The organism is Streptomyces uncialis, assembly GCF_036250755.1.
GTDB lineage: Bacteria > Actinomycetota > Actinomycetes > Streptomycetales > Streptomycetaceae > Streptomyces > Streptomyces uncialis.
The window spans coordinates 570,202-589,990 of the sequence record NZ_CP109583.1 but is presented as its reverse complement, the minus strand read 5'-3'; the positions used below and the strand labels follow the sequence as shown (position 1 = coordinate 589,990).

The window sequence follows — 19,789 nt, the reverse complement described above, 5'->3', positions numbered from 1 at the left end:
CGGAATTAGACCACCGTGCGAGGTGCGGGCCGTCGCCGGCTGATCAACGTGGTGCCCTCCAGTAGCTGGCCATCCGGAAGAAGGACGGCCGGGGCGGGTACCTCGTACGGTCCGGCGACGTCTACCACCCGAAGCCGCCCGCGATCCGCGCTCGCAACGGCTTCAGCGTGCCGGGCGGGGCAGCGGCTTGTGGGTGGCGAGGAGGGCCATGTCGTCGCGGTGAGGCCGCCCGAGAAGCGTTGTACGTCGTCGACGAGGGTGCTGAGGAGGCGGGCGGGGGTCGGAAAGCGTCTGCCCGTCAGGCGGAGTTCCAGGTCGTGGCCACCGTTCCGGTCCGCGCGGTCCCGGTCCAGCGTTTTCTCCGGGCGGGCCGCCACCTCGGGGAGTGTCCTCTCGTCGTGCGACGCCTCGCGGAAGGCGCCCAGGACGATGGGGACGGTCTCGATCGCGGTGATGCCCTTGCCCCGGACGTCGCCCATGACCAGCCGTACACCGTGCGGGTTGGAGCACGCGCTGTAGAGATCGCCGCCGATCATCGCCTCCCGCTGCGCGGCCTCCTACCGGGTGGTCAGGTGACCGCGGTGGTGCGGGCGAGGTGGTCGACCATTGTCGATGAATCTCCGACTCGGATCACTAGCCGCACATGGAGGAATGCTGGAGTCTTGGCTGAGCGGGGGCCCCTGTTCCCGCGGACTGCGCGATCGACAGCACTGAGGAGCGGTCCATGCCGGACAGCGGTTCACGCGGTCCTGAGAATCCGATCCGGGTTTTCCTCTTGGACGATCACGAAGTGGTGAGGCGCGGTGTGCGTGATCTCCTCGGCGACGAGCCGGACATCAGCGTGGTCGGCGAGGCGGGGACCGCGGAACAGGCTCTGACGCGGGTCCCGGCGCTGCGCCCGGACGTGGCGGTGCTCGATGTGCGGCTCCCCGACGGAAGCGGAGTGGACGTCTGCCGGGAGCTGCGCTCGCGAATGCCCGACCTCGCCTGCCTGATGCTGACGTCTTTCGATGACGAGGAGGCCCTGCTGGACGCCGTCATGGCCGGGGCGTCCGGGTATGTGCTGAAGCTGATCCAGGGCGGCGATCTTGTTGCGGCCGTGCGCACGGTGGCCTCGGGCAAGTCCTTGCTGGATCCCAGCGCGGCGGCCCGGTTGATGTCACGGCTGCGGGGTGAGGACCGCGACGAGTCGGCGGCGGACGCTCTGTACGGTCTGACCAGCCGTGAACGTGACATCCTCGCCCTGATCGGCGAGGGCCTGACCAATCGTGAGATCGGTCTGCGGGTCTTTCTCGCCGAGAAGACGGTCAAGAATCACATATCTCGCGTGCTGGCGAAGCTCGGTGTCGAGCGGCGTGTGCAGGCGGCGGTCATCGCCACCCAGGTGTCCGGAGCGGCGGAGGGGAGGCCGGCCGCCGCCGCGAGAGCGGGTTCGGACGGTTCCGGACGGGCGGATCCCGATCGGTACCGTGGTCCCGGCCGATGAGCCCGCAGCGCGGTCGGTTTGGCCGTGAGCCGGTGCTTCGGCCCGTCCGGGCACTCGTGCCCGTGACAGCGGGTCTCCTGAGGCAGCCCGAGGAGCGTGTTCGGTGACACACGCACAGGACAGCGGAGCCCGGCCCGCACAGGGCGGGCGGCAGGAGTGCGATGAGCAGCTCGCTCTGTTGCAGGGGCGGCTGGATGCGGCGCACAGCACGCGTGACCGGGTTCAGGACCTCATGGAAGTGGTGATGTCCGTCGGGCGTGACCTGGAACTGGAACACGTCCTGCGGCATGTGGTGAAGGCGGCGACGGCTCTGGTGCGTGCGCGATACGGGGCCCTCGGGGTCATCGGTCCGGATCACGAGAAGCTCGTCCAGTTCCTGACCGTCGGTGTGGACGACGCAGAGGCCGCCGTGATCGGCTCGTCGCCGTCCGGCCACGGCATCCTCGGCGAGCTGGTCGCTCACCCTGAGCCCCTGCGTCTGGCGAAACTCTCCGAGCACGCCTCTTCCTACGGCTTCCCGGCCGGTCACCCCCCGATGAGCACCTTTCTGGGAGTGCCGATCCGGATACGCGGCCAGGTGTTCGGCAATCTGTACCTCACCGAGAAACTGGGTGGTGCCCAGTTCGACGCCGAGGACGAGTCGATCCTGACCACCCTGGCCGTGGCGGCGGGCGTGGCTATCGACAACGCCCGACTGTACGAGAGGTCCCAGCAGCGGGAGCTGTGGCTCCAGGCGACGGCCGAGGTCACGCAGAGCCTGCTGTCGGGCAGTGAGCGCGCTGTGGTGCTCGCTCTGATCGCCGACCGGGCGCGAGAGATCGCGGGCGCCGATCTGGTCGTGGTCGCGCTGCCCGCTGCCGACCGGGACTCGCTGGTCGTGGAGCTGGCCGACGGTCTGGAGGCCGACCGGTACCGAGCTCTGCGTCTGGCGGTGTCCAGCGGACTGATCGGTACGGCGTTCACCCGTGCTGTGCCGGTCACCGGTGAGGACATGGATGATCCAGGTCCCGCGGCGTACTTGGGCGGGCCGACCGGGCTGGGTCCGGGCGTGGCGATTCCCATCGGCACCGGCGCCGGCGTGCGCGGGGTCCTGCTGCTTGTCCGTGCCTCGGGTCGTGCGCCGTTCCTCGCCGAGGAGATCCGCCCCGTTCTGGGATTCGCCGGTACGGCCGCGGTGGCCATGGAGCTGGCGGAACGCCGGAGCGACACCGAGCAGATCGTGCTGCTTGAGGAACGCGACCGGATCGCGCGCGATCTGCACGATCTGGCGATTCAGCGACTGTTCGCCACGGGGATGACGTTGCAGAGCGCTGGACGCTTCATCGACCACCCCGAGGCGTCGGAACGGGTGGAACGTGCGGTCGACGACCTGGACGCAACCATCAAGATCATCCGCTCCACGATCTTCGGGCTGCGGACGCAGGTCGAAGGCGAGGGGGAGAGACTGCGGGCCCGTACGGTGCGGGCCGTGGCCGTCGCGGCGGCGAGCCTGGGCTTCTCGCCCGGTCTGCGCAAGGAGGGCCTGCTCGACACCCAGGTCTCCCGGTTCGTCGCCGACCACCTCTTGGCCGTCCTGGGCGAGAGTCTGGCCAACGTCGTCCGCCACGCGCGCGCGAGCCGGGTGGAAGTGACGCTGCGGACCAACGGCCGTGAAGTGACCCTGACCGTAGCCGACGACGGGGTCGGGATCGAGGGGAGCGGGCGGCACAGCGGTCTGCGGAACCTGTCGGACCGGGCGGAACGCTGCGGCGGCACGATGGAGTTGTCCTCGCCCCCCGGCGGCGGAACTCGACTGGTGTGGCGTGTCCCGGCGGCCGGACCTTAGGGCGGGGCAGACCTTCCCGACGGCGGTGCCGTGCCAGTTGCTGCGTCAGTGGGGTTCGCCGCGCCACCGAGCGCGGGCGTCGCGTTCCGAGGGGAGGCCGGAGCCCAAGCTGGTACGGGGTCGCGCGTCCTCGTACCGGTCGAGGACGCATGGAACGGGATGCGGTGTGGGCAGGCGGCTTGGGCGTGTCCTGGTCGACTGCGTTGCCGATCACGGCAGTTGGGGTTTGCACGGGCATCGCCGGGAGGAGGCCAGGAAGCCGATGCCTGCTGAAGGCCCGCTGTTCCTCCGTGAGGTATCCGGGCACCGGGTCGCAGCGTGCTGCCACATCCTGGCGGGGCAGACCGAGTTGTTCCCGGCCCCGTGTGGTGCGGCCCCTGGCGTAGCGCGGGCGCTGAAGTGGGGGACATGGCACAGCTTGCCTGTCGTCGGCCGAGAGCGGGGGAGGGCAGGGGCGGTGTGTCCGCCCCTGCCCTCCCTGGCAGAGCGCTCGCATGGGGTCAGGCGTGGGGCACCACGGCCACTGCGGCCTTCGAGTGGTGCAGCACGGCGTGCGCGACGGAGCCGATGTGCGCGCCGACGCCCACCCGGCGCTCCCTGCGGCCCACGACGAGGAGACCGGCATCGCGCGATGCCTCCACGAGGTCGTGCGCGGGGTGACCGAGCCGACACCGCTCGGTCACGGCGACGGTGGGGAACTTCTCCCGCCAGGGCGCCAGAATCTCCGTAAGGACTTCGCTCGTCACCGTGGCCAGATCTGTCTGGGCCGACAGCATCGCGCCCGTCGGATCGCCGCCGTACACCTGGGGAACCTGCCAGCTGTGCAGCGCCCGCAGCGCGAGGCTGTGCCGTTCCGCGTGGGCGAAGCCGAATTCCAGCACGGCGTCCGACCGGTGGGAAGTGTCCAGGCCCACCACGACATCGCCGGACGACTGCCACTCCTGGGCGGATGACGTGTCCTTGGCGCGCACGAGGACGACCGGCGCGGTGCTGCGGGCGATGACCGCCAGTGAGGCGGAGCCGAGGAGGAATCCCGCCAGTCGGCCCAGCCCCCGTGAGCCGAGGACCAGCAGCTCCTGGTCCTTCGCCCCGCAGAGGGTTTCGGCGGGCCTGCCGGGTATGTCGTCGGTTGTCACTTCGAGGCCCGGGTGCCGGGCCTGGAGGCCCTCGATCGCCGCCTGCGGTCCGCCATCGGGCCAGAGTGCTCTCCCGGCACCGGCAAAAAAGGCGCGAACCCCGGGTGAGGTGTCCCGGACATGGAGCAGCCGAAGCGGCAGTCCTCGCCGCGAAGCCTCACCGGCTGCCCACTCCACGGCCGACAGACTCTCGCGCGAACCATCGACGCCTGCGATGACGGTACGGGGCATGTGAACCTCCTGTGGTTGGTCGTCGTGCGGATAGTCCCCACTCTTGCCATGTCATGGGGGCTCGCAGCAGGGGCCGTTGGACCCCCGCCCGTCCCCGACCGGCCCCGGCTGTCGTCGCCGGGCTGCCGTCGGAGGTGTGCGTCACCGGCCGTGCAGCGGCAGAGAGCAGGTCTCGCCCGGGGCGAGGGACACCGTGCGGGTGGGGAGTCTGATGTCGATCGGTGATCGTCCGGATGCGGATGCGGTGACCCGGAACTCTCCGGCCCGTACCTGCACGGTGAGATCCTCATGCCCCTGGTAGCGCACGGAGAAGCTGTATTCGGGGAGTTGCGGCAGCGGTACGGGGTCGAGCCACAGTGCGCCGTCCCGTGTCTCGAGGCCGGTGAGCCCGCGCTGGACGAGGTCCAGGGTGCCGGCCATGGCGCCGAGGTGTATGCCTTCCTCGGTGGTGCCGCCCTGGATGTCTGCGGCATCGCCCGCCAGCACCTCCTCGATGTACGTCCAGGCGTCCTCGCGTCCCAGGCGGGCCAGTACCCAGCCGTGCACCAGCCCGCTGAGGGTGGAGCCGTGACTCGTACGCGGCAGGTAGTAGTCGACGGTCCTGCCCCACATCGCGTCGTCCAGTTCGTAGCCCAGCCGGGCGAAGATCCGACGTAGTTCGGACAGGGGGAAGAGATATCCGAGCATGAGGACGTCGGCCTGTTTGGAGGCCCGGTAGCGGTTGACCGTGTCGCCCTCCGCCTCCAGGATCCGGTCGAGCCGGCGGATGTCGCCGTAGCGTGCCCGGTAGGCGCTCCAGTCGAGCTCGGCGAGCTCGGCGTAGCCGTCGAACTGGCTGATGACTCCGTCGTGGAAGGCCACCCGCAGTTTCCGGGACACCTCGTCCCACCGGTCCAGTTCGCTGACCTGGAGACCCGTTCGCTCGCGTAGCCGGTCCCGGCGTGCCTGCGGCAGTGCGCGCACCACGTCGAGCGCGCGGGCGAGTACCCAGGCGGCGGTGACGTTCGTGTAGGCGTTGTCGTCCAGACCGGGTACCGGGGAGCCGGGACGGGCGTCATGGTATTCGTCGGGGCCGACCACGCCGAGAATTCGATAGCGTCCGGTGGCGTCGTCGTAGGTCGCGAGATCCACCCAGAAGCGGGCGATCTCCGTCAGCATCTCCACGCCCTGGGTGTGCAGGAATTCGGTGTCCCCGCTGGCCTCGCAGTACTGCCACACATTGTGGGCGATCGCCGATCCGACATGGTGCTGAAGTCGTGTGTGGTCGGGCAGCCATCGTCCGGAGCGGGGGTTGAGATGCACCTGCTGGGTCTCCTCCCGGCCGTCGCTCCCGCTCTGCCACGGGTAGAGTGCGCCGGCCCTGCCGGCGTCGGCGGCTTCGTTCCGTGCCTGTTCGAGGCGCCGGTAGCGGTAGGTGAGCAGAGCCCGGGAGACCTGGGGGAAGCGCAAGTTCAGATACGGCAGGACGAAGAGCTCGTCCCAGAAGATGTGGCCCCGGTAGGCCTCTCCGTGCAGGCCGCGGGCCGGCACCCCGGCATCGAGGGCGGCCGTGTGGGGGGAGAGCGTCTGCAGGACGTGGAAGAGGTGCAGGCGCAGGATCTCGCCCGTCTTCCCCGGTACGTCCAGTTCCGCGGCGTTCCACAGGTGCCGCCAGGCTTCGCGGTGAGAGCTGAGAAGCGCCTCGAATCCTGGTGCCCGGTCTGCCCTGTCAAGGGCTGCGTGCAGTGGATCGCTGATGGCGGGGTCGCGTGACGTGTGCAGCGCCACGACCTTGTCGACGGCGGCCGGCCGGCCGGGTGCGAGGGAGAGGCGTAGGAACTGGGTGACCCGGAGGGCGCCCGGATCGGTGTGGCGGTGTTCGACGGGGCCGTCGGCGGTCATACGGCTGGCCATGGCGACGCGTATCGCGGACGTACGGGTGCGGCAGGTCAGCCAGGCGGAGTCCGGTGTGCCGTGCCCGGTGCGGACGTCGGTGAGGTGCTGGCCGTCGAGCTGCCGGTATCGGGCGACGCCGTCGTTGGTGACCGAACCGTCCAGGGCCGCCTCGACGTCCACGCTGCCCGCCCAATTCTCCGCGGTGAACTCGGTCCGCAATACGGCGAGATGCGGGTCCGCCATGTGGACGAGCCGCAGTTGCCGCACGGACAGCACTTGATTGTCCCCGACCGAGTAGCGCGTGGTCCGTTCCAGGGTTCCCGCGCGCAGGTCCAGGCGCTGGTGATGGTCGAGCAGCGCTGTGCTGTCCGGAGTGAGCCAGGGCGCGTCGGTGTTCTCCGCGCCGATCCTGAAGCGCAGGGGCAGCCAGTTGGGCAGGTTGACGATGTCCTCGTTCTCGACCTGCCGGCCGGCCACCGTCGAGGTGAGCCGGTTGTAGCAGCCCGCGGCGTACGTGCCGGGGTAGTGGGAGTCGCCGGCCGGGCATTCGGGCGTGGCACCGCGGGTGGCGAAGTATCCGTTGCCCAGCGTGCACAGGGCCTCGCGCAGCCGTTCCGACGCCGGGTCGTACCCGTGGTACTCCCAGGTCCATCCCGTCACGGCCGGTCCTGGCCGTCGTCGTCGAACAGTTCTGCCAGGTCTGTGACCACGAGGTCGGCGCCGTGGCTCAGTAGCGCGGTGCCCGTGCCCGGACCCACGGTACGGTCCACGCCGATCACAAGGCCGAAACCGCCACGGCGACCTGCTTCGACTCCCGCCAAGGCGTCCTCCACCACCGCGGTGTGCTCCACCGGGGTGCCGAGCCTGCGGGCCGCCTCCAGGAACAGGGCGGGATCCGGTTTGCCCGGCAGCGCCAGCCGGGCCGCCTCACCCCCTTCCACCAGGGCCGCGAAGAGATCCAGCACTCCGGCGCCCCGGAGCAGTTCGCCCGCGTGACGGGACGCGGAGACGGCGGCCATCGGCACGGTTCGGGCGTGCAGAACGCGTAGCAGCCGGACCGTGCCGGGGTACGCCTTGATGCGGCCCTGGCTCAGGCGCTCCACGAAGAGCTGCTCCTTGCGGGCGGCGACCGCCGTCACGGTTCCGGTTCCCGGGAGATCGTCGGGGCTGCCCGCGGGGAGCCGCAGCTCGCGTGAGGCGAGGAACGAGGCGGCACCGTCGAGCCGCGATCTGCCGTCCACGTGGCGCAGGTAGTCAGCCGGGAGAGCGAAGAGCCGTTCGGGCCCGGGGCTCCGTGACGGGTGTGCGCGCAGACACGCGTCGAAGGCGGTCTTCCAGGCAGCGGCGTGGATCCGCGCGGAGTCGGTGATGACTCCATCGGTGTCGAACACGACGGCTCTCATGTCTCGCAGCACGGGAAGACGCGAACGGTCCCGAACGGCGGCAGCGTGGCCGGGATCGGCGGTGGCGTCGCCCGGGATGTCGCCCGCTGCGGTCCGCGGGTGTGCGGTCATGACGGTTCTCCTGTGATCGGCGGGTTCCGGGCGCACGCGAGGGGAACAGGTGACGACGCGAGAGCTCGATGGCACTGGTGGCAAGGTGACGGCGGGTCAGAGGAGCCAGCGGTGCCCGCGTACGAGGGGCAGCCGCGCCCATGCGATGCCCAGGCCCCAGGTTCGCCCGGCGGCCGCCACGGCGAGCAGCACGAGGATGGCCGCGTACAGCACGTGGTAGTCGATGAAAGGATTCGTCGACGTACTGGGCGAACCGTCGGACAGGTGCCGCGCCGGAGGCCATTCCGCCACCCACATCAGCGCCATCATGGCCATGCCGGCACCTGCCGCGAGCCGTAGCGCGATCCCGCTCGCCAGGGCGACGCCGACACCCAGCAGGCCCAGCATGAAGGCCCGGTCCGCCCAGGCGTCGCCGGCCCAGGCATGGAAGGTGCCCTCCATCGGGCCGGCCGAGACGCCGCTCAGGAAGCCCAGCGTCGGCGAACCGCCGTCGATCCATCCCTTGCCGGCCCCGGTCGCGTAGCCCCAGCCGAAGGCCTTGTCGAAGAACGCCCACAGGAAGGTGAACGCGGTGAGGACGCGCAGTACCGCGGCGGTACGTGCGAGAGCGACGGCGGACGGGGCCGCTTCGTCACGCGCGGCCGTCTGGTCAGCGGCCGCTCCCTCCCCCGAGGTCCTGCGGGAGGAGGGGAAGCGGATGCCCGCGAGTCGTCGAGGATGATGCAGCGCCATGGTGGCCCACCCTTGCTTGAGTCACGCGAGATGCGTGAACCCCTTCAGCCTGTCTGCCGGGCCGGTCGCGGGGACCGGTCCGGCTGGCCCCCGGCAGCAGGCCGAAGGTCCCTGCCCGGCAGGCCGGTCGGGTCTCCCGGCCGGGACGGCTGCCGAGAGCCGGTGCCCCGCGCGGGCTGCCCTTCCCCATCTGTCCGGTCGACTCGTCGGCGCGGCCGTCCCAGCGGGCCTGATCCGGACATCGTCCAGCAGCGGTACCGGCCCGGTGCGGACCGGGTGCGGACCGCACCGGGCCGGAACCCGCATCCGCGAGGTCACAGTCCACGCCTGTCAGCCGGCTGCCGGGTCAGACGTGCGGCACCGTGGCCATCGGACACCGGGCGTGGTGCATGGCGGCATGAATCACCGGCCTGGTGTACGGTCCGGGCCGGAGCCGCTCCCGGCGGCCGAGGACGAGAAGCCCGGCCCCGGACGCGGCGTGCAACAACAGGCTCTGGGCACGTCCCGGCCGGGCCATGGTCGTCAACACGGTCTCCGGATACCTCTCGCGCCACGGTCGCACCAGCGCGTCGAGGGCCGACTTGCACTCCGCGGCTGCCTCGGGGCTGACCGCGGCACCGGAACCCGTCGCCGCGATCGGCCCAGGACGGTAGCAGTGGAGAACACGCAGGACGGCGCCTCGCGACCGGGCCACCTCGAAAGCGAATCCGAGTGCCTCTTCGCTCGGGTGTGCCAGGTCGATCCCCAGCACTATGTCGCGGTAGGGGGTATCCGTCGAACTGCGGCCCTCCGCGTTCAACTGGCGCGCGTCACAAGCCTGTTCGCCTGCTCGCACGAGGACGACCGGTGTGGTGGACCGTGCTGTCAGATGCAGCGCCACCGATCCCGACAGGTAGCCGGCCAAGCCGCTGAGCCCCCTCGATCCGAGTACGAGGAGCGCCCCGCCGGACGACGCCTCCATGAGCACGGCCGGAGCGAGTCCCTCTACCTCAGATTCCTCGACGTCCAGGTGTGGGTACGAGGCACCGAGATGATCGCGGGCCTCCCGCAGGATGCGCTGCGCCCAATGACGCTGGCTGATCGCCGGGAGAACGGCGCAGGAGGGATGCGGGGACCATGCCCAGGCGTGGACGAGGCGCAGCGCCGTGTCACGGCGTTGCGCTTCCCTCGCCGCCCACCCGGCGGCGGCGAGGCTCTCGGGAGATCCGTCGATGCCGACGATGACGGGTCGGAGCATGCTGCTCGCCTCCTGCTGTGTGCTGTTCTGAACAGATCGAGGTCGTGGCTCGTTCAGCCGGAGCCTCGCACCGGTGGCAGCGCCGCAAGAGAGGCCGCCCGGCTCCCGCCTGGGGCCGAACGGCCCTCGCCTCCCGATCGCCGGGGCGACGACGATGGAGAACAGCCCCACCCGGCGGTTACCACGGCCGGAACACCGTGCCCGGCGCAACGGTGATCGTCGCCGTCCGGCGGGTTCGGACATCGGCGGGCGGGCCGAACGATCAGGCCCCGCTCGGCATCAGCCAAGGAGCGAGACATGCCCACCCATATCCAGGGAGAAGATTCCTACCTCGACGATGCCGCACTCGCGTCGCTGGACGCGCACTGGAGGGCCGCGAACTACCTGGCCGTCGGCCAGATCTACCTGCTGTCCAACCCGCTCCTCAAAGAGCCGCTGCGACCCGGACACATCAAGCCCCGGCTGCTGGGCCACTGGGGAACCTCGCCCGGCCTGAACCTGGTGCACACCCACCTCAACCGCGTGGCGCGGGAGCGCGGACAGGACACCGTCTGCGTCTGGGGCCCCGGCCACGGCGGACCGGCCGTCCTGGCGAACTCCTGGCTGGAGGGCACGTACTCCGAGACCTATCCGGACATCGGCCGGGACGAGGCCGGCATGGGCCGGCTCTTCCGTCAGTTCTCCTTCCCCGGCGGCGTGCCCAGCCATGTGGCACCGGAGACCCCGGGTTCGATCCACGAGGGCGGCGAGCTGGGATACGCCCTCTCCCACGCCTACGGCGCGGCCCTGGACAACCCGGACCTCCTCGTCGGGTGCGTGATCGGCGACGGTGAGGCCGAGACCGGCCCGCTGGCGGCCTCCTGGCACTCCAACAAGTTCCTCGACCCCGTCCATGACGGGGCCGTCCTGCCGATCCTGCATCTCAACGGCTACAAGATCGCCAACCCGACCGTCCTGGCACGCCTGCCCCGGGAAGAGCTCGACGCCTTCCTGCGCGGCGTCGGACACGAGCCCCTGCACGTCGAGGGCGACGACCCGCTACGGGTGCACCGGGCCATGGCGCACGCGATGGACACCGCACTCGACCGGATCAGGACCGCGCAGCGGCGAGCCCGCGACGAAGGCGTGAGCGAACGCGTCCGCTGGCCGATGATCGTCCTGCGCACCCCCAAAGGGTGGACCGGACCGGCCGAGGTCGACGGCCTGCCGGTCGAGGGCACCTGGCGCGCCCACCAAGTCCCGCTGACCGAAGTGCGCGAGAACCCCGACCACCTGAGCCAGTTGGAGCGGTGGATGCGCTCCTACCGTCCCGAGGAACTCTTCGACGAGGCCGGACGGCCCGTCGGCGCCGTACTGGAGTGCATGCCGGCCGGGACACGGCGGCTGGGCGCGAGCCCGCACGCCAACGGAGGGCTGCTCGTCCGCGACCTGCCGGTCCCGGCGCTGGAACGGTACGCCGTGGCCGTCGACAAACCCGGCGCCACCCTGCACGAACCCACACGGGTCCTGGGCGGCCTGATCGAAGGGGTGATGGAGAACACCGCTCAGCGGCGCGACTTCCGACTCGTGGGACCGGACGAGACCGCCTCCAACCGGCTCCAGGCCGTATATGGGGCGACCGGTAAGGCCTGGCAGGCCCAGACACGGGACACCGACGAGTACCTCGACCCGCACGGCCGGGTGATGGAGATCCTCTCCGAGCACACCTGCCAGGGATGGCTGGAGGGCTACCTCCTCACCGGCAGGCACGGACTCTTCTCCTGCTACGAAGCGTTCGTCCACATCATCGACTCCATGGTCAACCAGCACATCAAATGGCTGCGCACCTCCCGGCGCCTGCCCTGGCGGCGCCCCATCGCCTCCCTCAACTACCTGCTCACCTCTCACGTGTGGCGTCAGGACAGCAACGGCTTCTCCCACCAGGACCCCGGCTTCATCGACCATGTCCTCAACAAGGCACCCGAGGTCGTACGGGTCTATCTGCCGCCGGACGCCAACACGCTGCTGTCCGTGGCGGACCACGTGCTGCGCTCCCGTGACCACGTCAACGTCATCGTGGCGGGCAAACAGCCGTGCTTCGACTGGCTGACACTCGAAGCGGCCCGGGGACACTGTGCCCGCGGTGCGGGAATCTGGGACTGGGCCGGCACCGAGAACCACGACGGGGAGCCCGATGTCGTCCTCGGATGCGCGGGGGACGTCCCCACCCTGGAAGTCATGGCCGCCGCCCAGCTCCTGCGGAACCACCTGCCCGACCTCGCCGTCCGGGTCGTCAACGTGGTCGACCTGGCCCGTCTCCTCCCGCGGGAGGAGCACCCGCACGGCATGCGGAACGCGGACTTCGACGCCCTGTTCACCCCCGACAAGCCCGTCGTGTTCGCCTACCACGGCTACCCGTGGCTCATCCACCGCCTCACCTACCGGCGCACCGGACACGCGAACCTGCACGTGCGCGGATACAAGGAGGAAGGCACGACGACCACCCCCTTCGACATGGTGGTGCGCAACGACCTCGACCGCTACCGCCTGGTCATGGACGTCATCGACCGCGTCCCCGGCCTCGCCGTCCGCGCCGCCGCGGTCCGCCAGGAGATGGCGGACGTACGGCTGCGCCACCACGCCTGGATCCGCGAGCACGGCACCGATCTGCCCGAGGTCAGCGACTGGACCTGGACCGGCTGAGCTCCGGGAGCGGGGGAGGCGGAGTCACGGAGGGGCCAGGGCAGAGACCCGGCCCCCGTGACCCGCCCGGCAGCTCCGCGAACACCACAGCACCCCGCCAGACCGTCACCACACCGCGTCACAGAACCTGTGGCGCCGGAACCAGAGCATCCGGAGCCGCCATGTCCCTCGTGTCCGACGTTCACCCCGAACCGGCCCAACGAGCGGGCCTGAGCCGGCAACAGGCTGCCCGGCTGTTGACCGAGTACGGGCCCAACGCGCTCGCCCCGCCTCCCGCGATCTCCCTGTCCTCCCGCGTCTCCGCACAACTGCGCGACCCGCTGATCATCGTGCTGCTGGCCGCGGTGGCCCTGACCATCGCCACCGCGGACTACGCCGACGCGATCATCATCGGTGCGGTCGTCCTGTTCAACACCACCGTCGGCGTGGTGCAGGAGGTCCGCGCCGACAACGCGGTCGCGGCCCTGTCCGCCATGACCGCCCCGACCGCGCGCGTCCGGCGTGACGGAACGGAGCAGGAAATCGCCTCCTCCGGCATCGTTCCGGGAGATGTCCTGATGCTCGGCGAGGGCGACATCGTGCCGGCCGACGCCACCCTGCTGGCGGCCGCCGCACTCCTGGTCGACGAATCGACTCTCACCGGCGAATCCGTCCCGGCAGACAAGGACGCCCACGGAACAGACCCGGACGCGGCACGGCTGCGGGCCGGGACGGTGGTGGTGCGAGGCCGGGCCGTGGCCACGGTCACCGCGACCGGACCGCACAGCGCCCTGGGCGTGATCGCCGCCTCTCTGCATCCCAGGCAGCAGATGACTCCCCTGCAAAAACGCCTGGCCGGACTGGGCAAGGTACTGGCCCTCGTCACTGTCGGGCTGTGTCTCCTGGTCCTGGCGCTCGGACTGCTGCGTGGTCAGTCGCTGGAACTCATGGCCGTCACCGCGATCAGTCTCGTCGTCGCCGCGGTCCCGGAGTCGCTGCCGGCCGTGGTCACACTCGGCCTGGCCCTGGGCGCACGGCGGATGGCCGCCCGCAACGCGGTGGTGCGCCGTCTCTCCGCCGTCGAAACCCTGGGATCGGTCACCGTCCTGGCCACCGACAAGACCGGCACCCTCACCGAGGGCCGCATGCTCCTCGAACGCGTCTGGACCCCCCACGGCACCGTCACCGTCTCCGGGGCCGGATACGAACCGGTGGGCGAGTTCCTGCATGCCGGCCTTCCTCCCGATCCCGTCCTGACCGGAGCCGTACGCGAAGTCCTCGTCGCGGGAGCGTTGTGCAACGACGCCTCGCTGGTCCCGCCCGCCGAGGCGGGCGCACCCTGGGCCGCCCTCGGCGATCCGACGGAAGCCGCCCTGCTGACCGCCGCCGCGAAGGCCGGGCGCGCCCGCGAGGACCTCGCCCCCACCCGGCCCCGGGTCGGGGAAGTCCCCTTCGACAGCCTCCGCAAACGCATGACCACCCTCCACAGCACCCCGCGAGGGACGATCGACATCTGCCTCAAGGGCGCACCGGAAGCAGTGCTGGCACCCTCGCTGCTCGACGAGGAGCCCGAAGTCCTGGAGCGTGCCCGCGAGGAGGCGGCTGCCCTGTCCGCCGAGGGCTACCGCGTCCTGGCCGTGGCCAAGGGGACCCGCACCGATGTGCCCAACCCCGCGGAGAAGAGCGAGAGCGGCCTGAAGTTGCTGGGCCTCACGGCCATCAGCGACCCGCCCAAGGAAGCCGCCGAGGCGACCGTACTCGCCTGCCGGCGCGCCGGCATCACCTCCGTCCTCATCACCGGGGACCATCCGGCGACCGCCCGCGCCATCGCGGTACGCGTCGGCATCCTGCGCCGCGACGAAGCCGACCGGCCGGGCCTGGTGGTCACCGGCCAGGAACTCGCGGCAGGCAAGGTCCCCGACCTCACCCGGGTCCGTGTCTTCGCACGGACCTCACCCCAGCAGAAACTGGACATCGTCGAGGCGTGGCAGGCAAGCGGTGAGGTCACCGCGATGACCGGCGACGGCGTCAACGACGGCCCCGCACTGCGCCAGGCCGACATCGGCGTCGCCATGGGCCGCCGGGGCACCGAAGTCGCCCGTCAGGCCGCCGACCTGGTCCTCGCCGACGACGAACTCACCTCGGTCGTCGACGCCGTCGAAGAAGGACGCCGCGTCTACGCCAACATCCGCCGCTTCCTCCTCTACGCCCTGGCAGGCGGCGCGGCAGAGATCCTCATCATGCTCCTGGGCCCCCTGCTCGGCCTCGCACTGCCCCTGCGCGCCGGACAGATACTCTGGATCAACCTCCTCACCCACGGCCTGACCGGGGTGGCCATGGGAGCCGAACCCGCCTCCCCCGACGCGATGCACCGCCCCCCGCGCCGACCGCGGCAGCACGTCCTCGGCGACGGCCTGTGGCAGCGTGTCCTGCGCCTGTCGATCCTCGTCACGGCTGTATGCCTCGCAGTCGGCCTGTGGGTCCGGCATACAGGCGGCCCCTGGCAGACAGTGCTGTTCCTGTCCCTGCTGGCCGCCCAGCTCGGCATCGCACTGGGACTGCGCGAGCGGGTTCTCACACGCCGTAACCTCTCCCTCCCGGCCGCCGTGCTGACCGCCGCCGCCCTGGGAGCCGCCGCCGTATATGTACCCTTCCTCGCCCGGCTCCTCGGCACCTCGGCCCCGTCCTGGACAGACATCGGCATCACCGCGGCCGTCGGCCTCACGGCCTTCACCGCAGCCCGCGCGGAAACTCGACTGGCGAAACCCGACGATGACTCCCCCTCGGCCGACCTCCAGCACCTGCGCAACGGCACGGGCAGCTAGTTCGGAGTCCGTCAGGCGCGGCGGCTTGCCAAGCGCCATCGGGTACCTCCGATCTCGTCGTCGATCTTCAGGCACAGGGCGTCCAGGTTGTTCGTGACCCAACGGTCTTGGACGTCATGTCTGCGCGCACGGAGACACCGTCAGTATTCGGAATGACTCGTCCAGGTCGTGTCCATGCCGTACGTGCGCACCGAGCATCTCGCCCCTGTGTTGAACGGCTGGATCGAGCACAGCGTGTGGAGGCGGCAAGACGGAGGCGGGACCGGCGCGCTCTGGCGGTAGCGGACGGCCGGCCAGGGAGGTGCCGGGTCGGACAGCCGGACCAGGTGATCCAGTAGCAGCAGCCGTAACCGTCCAGCCGGCGCGCCAATACCTCAGGGCCTGTATTGAGCCGTGATCAGTCTGCCGCATCCGGCCTTGTTCCGAGGGCGGGTCTGGTAGGCCAGCACACATGACGCGTGCGCAACTGACCGACGAGGAGTGGGGGTTCGTCGAGCGGTATTTGCCGGTGGGTGAGTACGGTCCGTATCCCGGGCGGCTGCGGGACCACAGTGCGAGGGCGTGATCTGGAAGTTCCGCTCGGGAGCGCAGTGGCGGGAGGTGCCGGACCGGTTCGGTGCCTGGTCCACCGTGCACAACCGGTTTCGGCAGTGGCGGGGCGCCGGGGTCTTCGAGGCACTCGGCTGGCCTGTAGGGCCACCCTCACCCGAGAGAGCGGCTGATCGTTCGCCGCTGAACGTGCCCGTGACCCTCAGGGTGCCGCCGAAGGGCCGGTCGTTCACCGTGCACACCGACCGCCGGTGCTGGAGCGTCAAACAGCTCGCTGCCGAGCCGGACGGCCATTCCGCGGTGGAGGCAGTGGTCCGCGAGGGCATCTGCGGGCCGGGGTCGTGGACGGCGAACTCGATGCTGCCCGGGTGCGCGGCCGATGACCGCTGCCGAGGCACTCGCTGCCGGGCTGGACACCCCCACGCTGTGCGAGCTCGCCGGGCTGCCCCGCAACGCGGATACCCGCGATATCCGCGACGCGTTCGAGCAAGCACTCTCCGAGACCGGAATCGAGTTGCCTGAGCGGGGCGTGGCACGGCGCCACGCGCTGCGCCAGCTGGCCGCGAGACCGGTCGACGGGGACATCGCTCCCGCCGACCTGGCGACGGGCGACTGGTGGGAGACGGAAGCCGAAACCGTTGAGGAGCGGGCGTTCGTCTCCCTGATCCCGCGATGCGGCTGCTGCATCGGGTACACGCGGGGGCTCGACCGGCGGACGTGGGAGGCCGGGATACGGACTGCCGCGCTCGCCCTGACGTCGTCTGCGCCGGGCGGCCCCGGCTGCTGACTCTGCCCCGGTGGCATGTCAGCCCCCTCCCGGGGTTGGTCTCGGAGCATCGGGTTCAGGAGGTGATACGGACCGCGTCCCCTGAGGTGACGGCGGGTGCCTGTGCCCGGTATGTACCTGCTGTGAGGAAGGCATGCTGCTGCAATGACGAAGCGGCAGCGGCTCGGCCGAGTGTGCGTCATGCCCGGCGATCCGGCCTGGATCGGGGGCCGCCGCCTGCCTTGAGGACACCTTCCGTCTTCTCGGCAGAGCGGCCGAGGTCGCTGAGGACAAGGACGACGCGGACCGGTACGTCCTGACCGGTCTCACCTACCGCATCGCCGGGTGCGTGATCGGGCGCATCAGGGGCGAGGTCCTCGCTCCGGAGGCCGGGAGACCCGCGGTCCGCCTGCTGACCGTTCCGGCCTTCGAGCTGGACGCCCTGTGGAAGGTCCTGGAGGTCGTGCGGCGGGCGAGGGACGGCGAGGAGAGTGCCGTCGGGGTCCTGTGAGCTGATCGAGAGTTTCGGTCGATGTCTCGCCCTCCCGGACCGCCGCGGCCTTCATCACCGGCCTCGAAAGGGTGCTGGTGGTCCTGACCCTCGGCATCCCGGCCGGCCGGGACCTCACCGCGGCCTCCGTCCTGGACACCCCGGGCTTCGACGCCGGCGCCGCGTACACGCAGCCGGCCACGGTGTGGAGGACCGCCGGTATCGAGCCGGGAGACCCCGGGGCCTCCCGGCGGCTCCCGGGCACGGCGTTCCCCCTCCAGGGCGCGTCGGCACAGCCAGGGTGGTCTGTCTGCCGATGTCCGGGCGCGGCGATGGGGCCGTGAAGCGATGCGAACGAAGGAAGCCTGTTCGTTGGCCAGGGGTGCGTCTGCCCTGTCCTGTGCCCGGATGCGGTTCTGCTGTGCGTACTTGCGGGGAGGGGACTGTCAGTGCCCGGCGCCGGCCTGCTCACCTGTGTCAGGGCCCGAGATCCTCCGTCACGGGCAGGCACTCGGCGAGCAGGTCGAGCACGTCGCGCCAGGCTCGCCGCGCGTGCTGTGGGTGGTAGCCGACGCCGGGGACCACGGGGTGGTCGACCGGCGGGTGGTGGAAGGCGTGCAAGGCGCCGCCGTAGACCGTGAGGCGCCAGTCGACGCCCGCGGCCTGCATCTCGGCGGTGAACGCGTCCCGTTGCGCGGGCGGCATGATCGGGTCCTCCGACCCGACCCCGGCCCACACCGGGCAGCTGATGCGCGCCGCCTCACCCGGTCGGCCCGTGGTGGTCGCGTTGACTGTCCCGATCGCGCGCAGGCTGACGCCGTCGCGCCCGAGTTCCAGCCCAACGGCGCCCCCGGTGCCGTAGCCGACGGCGGCGATCCGGTCGGGGTCGGTCCGCGGTTCGGCGCGCAACACGTCGAGGGCCGCATGGCCGATGCCCCGCATCCGGCCGGGATCGGCGAGCAGCGGCAGGCAACGGGCCAGCATCTCCTCGGGGTCCCCCAGATAGCGCCCCCCGTGCAGGTCGAAGGCCAATGTCACGTATCCCAGTTCGGCGAGAGCGTCGGCCCGGCGGCGTTCGACGTCGCTGAGTCCCGTGCCCTCCGGTCCGAGCAGCACCGCGGGCCGACGGTCGGCACCGGCCGGGAGCGCGAGGTGCCCGATCATCGTCAGACCGTCCGCCGGGTACTCGACCGTACGCGTCGTGATCGTCGTCATGGGACCGGACTGTAGTGATCGTCGAGCCCGGTCCGGCCGGTGTTCTGCCACCGGCAGAACACCGCAGGCATCTCTCCGACATATGGCGCGGGCTAACGAAAGCGGTCAAAAAACCCCGTTCCCACGGCGGCGCTGTCGGATCACCTGCCCAGGCCGCGGCGTTGGAGGCTGACCTTCGCGGCAGGCTTCCGGCGTCGTACCGCGGCAAACCCGTGAAGCATGCATCCGCCCGCCGCCCCGCCGTTGCCTGAAGTCCCGGGGCGGCGGAGGCTGACGGCGATGACATCCTGCGGGGCGGCCCCGGCGACGACACACTCGACGGCGGACACTCGGAGTCCCGCAGCTACGACGACGCCTACGGGAGCCGGTGGCCGCTGGCGATGGTGTCGAAACAGGACCTTGCTTCTGAGCTTTCGGCGGCCAACTCGTGCGGCTCGTACGGTCCGTCAGGGCCGTAGATCCTGGGCGACCGCCCTGTCCTGTTCGTCTCATCGACGCTTGGTCACTGCCAGGAGCAGGTGTGCCCCGTGCATTCAGATCGCGTACCTTCGGCTCCGTGCCCCGCCCTTTGAAGAAGCCCCGCCGGCTGGTCGCCAACGGGCGCGTGTACATGTGGTCGATGCGCCACTCCCACCGAATGGATGCCGACGGCGGGTCGGTGGACTGCCGCCACACCCTGACCCTGTCCCCGCAGCCGGCCGGTACCGGAGGGCCGCTGCGTATCGTCTTTGCTTCCGGTCCCGGCCGGTACGTCCCGGGCGGCGCCCCTTTGGGCTCCGGTGACGTGGGCTTCGTCCGGGGTGCGGGCCTGAACCTGCACGAGCCCGGTGCCGTCCGGGCTCTGCTCGACGCGGCGTTGGCCGGTGGGTGGCAGCCGGAGGAGCGGGGAGCGGTGGAGATCGACGGCTGGTCCCTGCTGGAACCGGCGGCCACCGCGCGAGCCGAGGACGCCGGCGCCGACGGCCCGTAGGAGCGCTCCGCTTCGCCTGACCGCGTCGATCTCCGGGACGAGCCCACCACCGCGGCCTGGAGCGCGGCGAAGGAGCGTACGGCCGCCGCGACCGGGTCCGCATCCCGCCCGCCCGTTTCCAGCGGGTCCAGGAACTCCCGCCGGGTGGGCTCGATTGCCCGTCAGGCCCTTGGCCAGGGGATGATGGGGGACGAGGGCGGGTCTGTGTGGTGAAGTGCGGGCTTGTGACAACTCCGACAGCAGGGAGCGTTTCTTCCGGTGACCGCACAGCCCGGAC

General features: G+C 70.8%; 14 protein-coding genes and 1 pseudogene. 8 read left to right on the top strand and 7 right to left on the bottom strand.

What is annotated here, in order from left to right; all coding sequences use genetic code 11:
• Positions 1–5: 5 nt before the first annotated feature.
• The gene (locus OG711_RS02085) at positions 6–536 is read right to left on the bottom strand and encodes a SpoIIE family protein phosphatase (protein ID WP_329558178.1); all 531 of its coding nucleotides are present in this window, start codon (positions 534–536) and stop codon (positions 6–8) included.
• A 188-nt stretch (positions 537–724) separates the two neighbouring features.
• Here OG711_RS02085 and OG711_RS02080 point away from each other — a divergent pair, with 188 nt between their 5' ends.
• Together OG711_RS02080 and OG711_RS02075 are read left to right on the top strand one after the other, a co-directional pair.
• Positions 725–1,486: a response regulator gene (locus OG711_RS02080; protein ID WP_266504608.1), complete on the top strand. Its 762-nt coding sequence runs from the start codon at positions 725–727 to the stop codon at positions 1,484–1,486.
• A 103-nt stretch (positions 1,487–1,589) separates the two neighbouring features.
• A complete protein-coding gene (locus OG711_RS02075; RefSeq protein ID WP_329558177.1) occupies positions 1,590–3,311 on the top strand; it encodes a GAF domain-containing sensor histidine kinase in 1,722 nt (573 codons plus the stop codon).
• Positions 3,312–3,811: 500 nt separating this feature from the next.
• Here OG711_RS02075 and OG711_RS02070 read toward each other — a convergent pair whose 3' ends face one another.
• The 5 genes from OG711_RS02070 to OG711_RS02050 all read right to left on the bottom strand — a co-directional run bounded on the left by OG711_RS02070 (position 3,812) and on the right by OG711_RS02050 (position 10,036).
• Positions 3,812–4,678 carry a universal stress protein gene (locus OG711_RS02070; protein ID WP_329558176.1) on the bottom strand — a complete coding sequence of 289 codons (867 nt, stop codon included), beginning with the start codon at positions 4,676–4,678 and terminating at the stop codon, positions 3,812–3,814.
• Positions 4,679–4,819: 141 nt separating this feature from the next.
• Positions 4,820–7,213 (bottom strand): glycoside hydrolase family 65 protein, encoded by a 2,394-nt coding sequence (locus tag OG711_RS02065; protein WP_329558175.1) that lies wholly within the window; start codon positions 7,211–7,213, stop codon positions 4,820–4,822.
• Positions 7,210–7,956 (bottom strand): HAD family hydrolase, encoded by a 747-nt coding sequence (locus tag OG711_RS02060; protein ID WP_329563566.1) that lies wholly within the window; start codon positions 7,954–7,956, stop codon positions 7,210–7,212. The genes OG711_RS02065 and OG711_RS02060 overlap by 4 nt, the downstream gene beginning before the upstream one ends.
• A 207-nt stretch (positions 7,957–8,163) precedes the next feature.
• Positions 8,164–8,799, bottom strand: coding sequence for a hypothetical protein (locus OG711_RS02055; RefSeq protein ID WP_329558174.1), 636 nt, complete (start codon positions 8,797–8,799; stop codon positions 8,164–8,166).
• A gap of 346 nt (positions 8,800–9,145) precedes the next feature.
• Positions 9,146–10,036, bottom strand: a complete 891-nt coding sequence (locus tag OG711_RS02050; protein WP_329558173.1) for a universal stress protein — start codon at positions 10,034–10,036, stop codon at positions 9,146–9,148.
• A 297-nt stretch (positions 10,037–10,333) separates the two neighbouring features.
• Between OG711_RS02050 and OG711_RS02045 the strand changes: the two genes are divergently transcribed.
• The 5 genes and pseudogenes from OG711_RS02045 (at position 10,334) to OG711_RS02025 (ending at position 17,348) form a co-directional block, all read left to right on the top strand.
• The gene (locus OG711_RS02045) at positions 10,334–12,718 is read left to right on the top strand and encodes a phosphoketolase family protein (RefSeq protein WP_329558172.1); all 2,385 of its coding nucleotides are present in this window, start codon (positions 10,334–10,336) and stop codon (positions 12,716–12,718) included.
• 236 nt (positions 12,719–12,954) lie between these two features.
• Positions 12,955–15,522: a cation-translocating P-type ATPase gene (locus OG711_RS02040; protein ID WP_329558171.1), complete on the top strand. Its 2,568-nt coding sequence runs from the start codon at positions 12,955–12,957 to the stop codon at positions 15,520–15,522.
• 561 nt (positions 15,523–16,083) lie between these two features.
• Positions 16,084–16,143, top strand: a pseudogene (locus OG711_RS39010) (hypothetical protein); the annotation flags it as partial.
• A 307-nt stretch (positions 16,144–16,450) separates the two neighbouring features.
• Positions 16,451–16,858 carry a hypothetical protein gene (locus tag OG711_RS02030; protein ID WP_329564256.1) on the top strand — a complete coding sequence of 136 codons (408 nt, stop codon included), beginning with the start codon at positions 16,451–16,453 and terminating at the stop codon, positions 16,856–16,858.
• A gap of 328 nt (positions 16,859–17,186) precedes the next feature.
• Entirely contained in the window at positions 17,187–17,348 is a 162-nt protein-coding gene (locus tag OG711_RS02025) for a hypothetical protein (protein WP_329558170.1), read from the top strand.
• A 456-nt stretch (positions 17,349–17,804) separates the two neighbouring features.
• Here the strand turns inward: OG711_RS02025 and OG711_RS02020 are convergent, their stop codons facing one another.
• Positions 17,805–18,542 carry a dienelactone hydrolase family protein gene (locus OG711_RS02020; RefSeq protein ID WP_073785843.1) on the bottom strand — a complete coding sequence of 246 codons (738 nt, stop codon included), beginning with the start codon at positions 18,540–18,542 and terminating at the stop codon, positions 17,805–17,807.
• 556 nt (positions 18,543–19,098) lie between these two features.
• Here OG711_RS02020 and OG711_RS02015 point away from each other — a divergent pair.
• Positions 19,099–19,512 (top strand): hypothetical protein, encoded by a 414-nt coding sequence (locus tag OG711_RS02015; protein WP_329558169.1) that lies wholly within the window; start codon positions 19,099–19,101, stop codon positions 19,510–19,512.
• Positions 19,513–19,789 lie beyond the last annotated feature (277 nt).

What these genes read in the sequence shown, in the direction of transcription:
- OG711_RS02085 (WP_329558178.1), bottom strand. Translation starts at nt 536, where the DNA reads ATGATCGGCGGCGATCTCTACAGCGCGTGCTCCAACCCGCACGGTGTA.
- OG711_RS02080 (WP_266504608.1), top strand. Translation starts at nt 725, where the DNA reads ATGCCGGACAGCGGTTCACGCGGTCCTGAGAATCCGATCCGGGTTTTC.
- OG711_RS02070 (WP_329558176.1), bottom strand. Translation starts at nt 4,678, where the DNA reads ATGCCCCGTACCGTCATCGCAGGCGTCGATGGTTCGCGCGAGAGTCTG.
- OG711_RS02060 (WP_329563566.1), bottom strand. Translation starts at nt 7,956, where the DNA reads ATGAGAGCCGTCGTGTTCGACACCGATGGAGTCATCACCGACTCCGCG.
- OG711_RS02055 (WP_329558174.1), bottom strand. Translation starts at nt 8,799, where the DNA reads ATGGCGCTGCATCATCCTCGACGACTCGCGGGCATCCGCTTCCCCTCC.
- OG711_RS02050 (WP_329558173.1), bottom strand. Translation starts at nt 10,036, where the DNA reads ATGCTCCGACCCGTCATCGTCGGCATCGACGGATCTCCCGAGAGCCTC.
- OG711_RS02045 (WP_329558172.1), top strand. Translation starts at nt 10,334, where the DNA reads ATGCCCACCCATATCCAGGGAGAAGATTCCTACCTCGACGATGCCGCA.
- OG711_RS02030 (WP_329564256.1), top strand. Translation starts at nt 16,451, where the DNA reads ATGACCGCTGCCGAGGCACTCGCTGCCGGGCTGGACACCCCCACGCTG.
- OG711_RS02020 (WP_073785843.1), bottom strand. Translation starts at nt 18,542, where the DNA reads ATGACGACGATCACGACGCGTACGGTCGAGTACCCGGCGGACGGTCTG.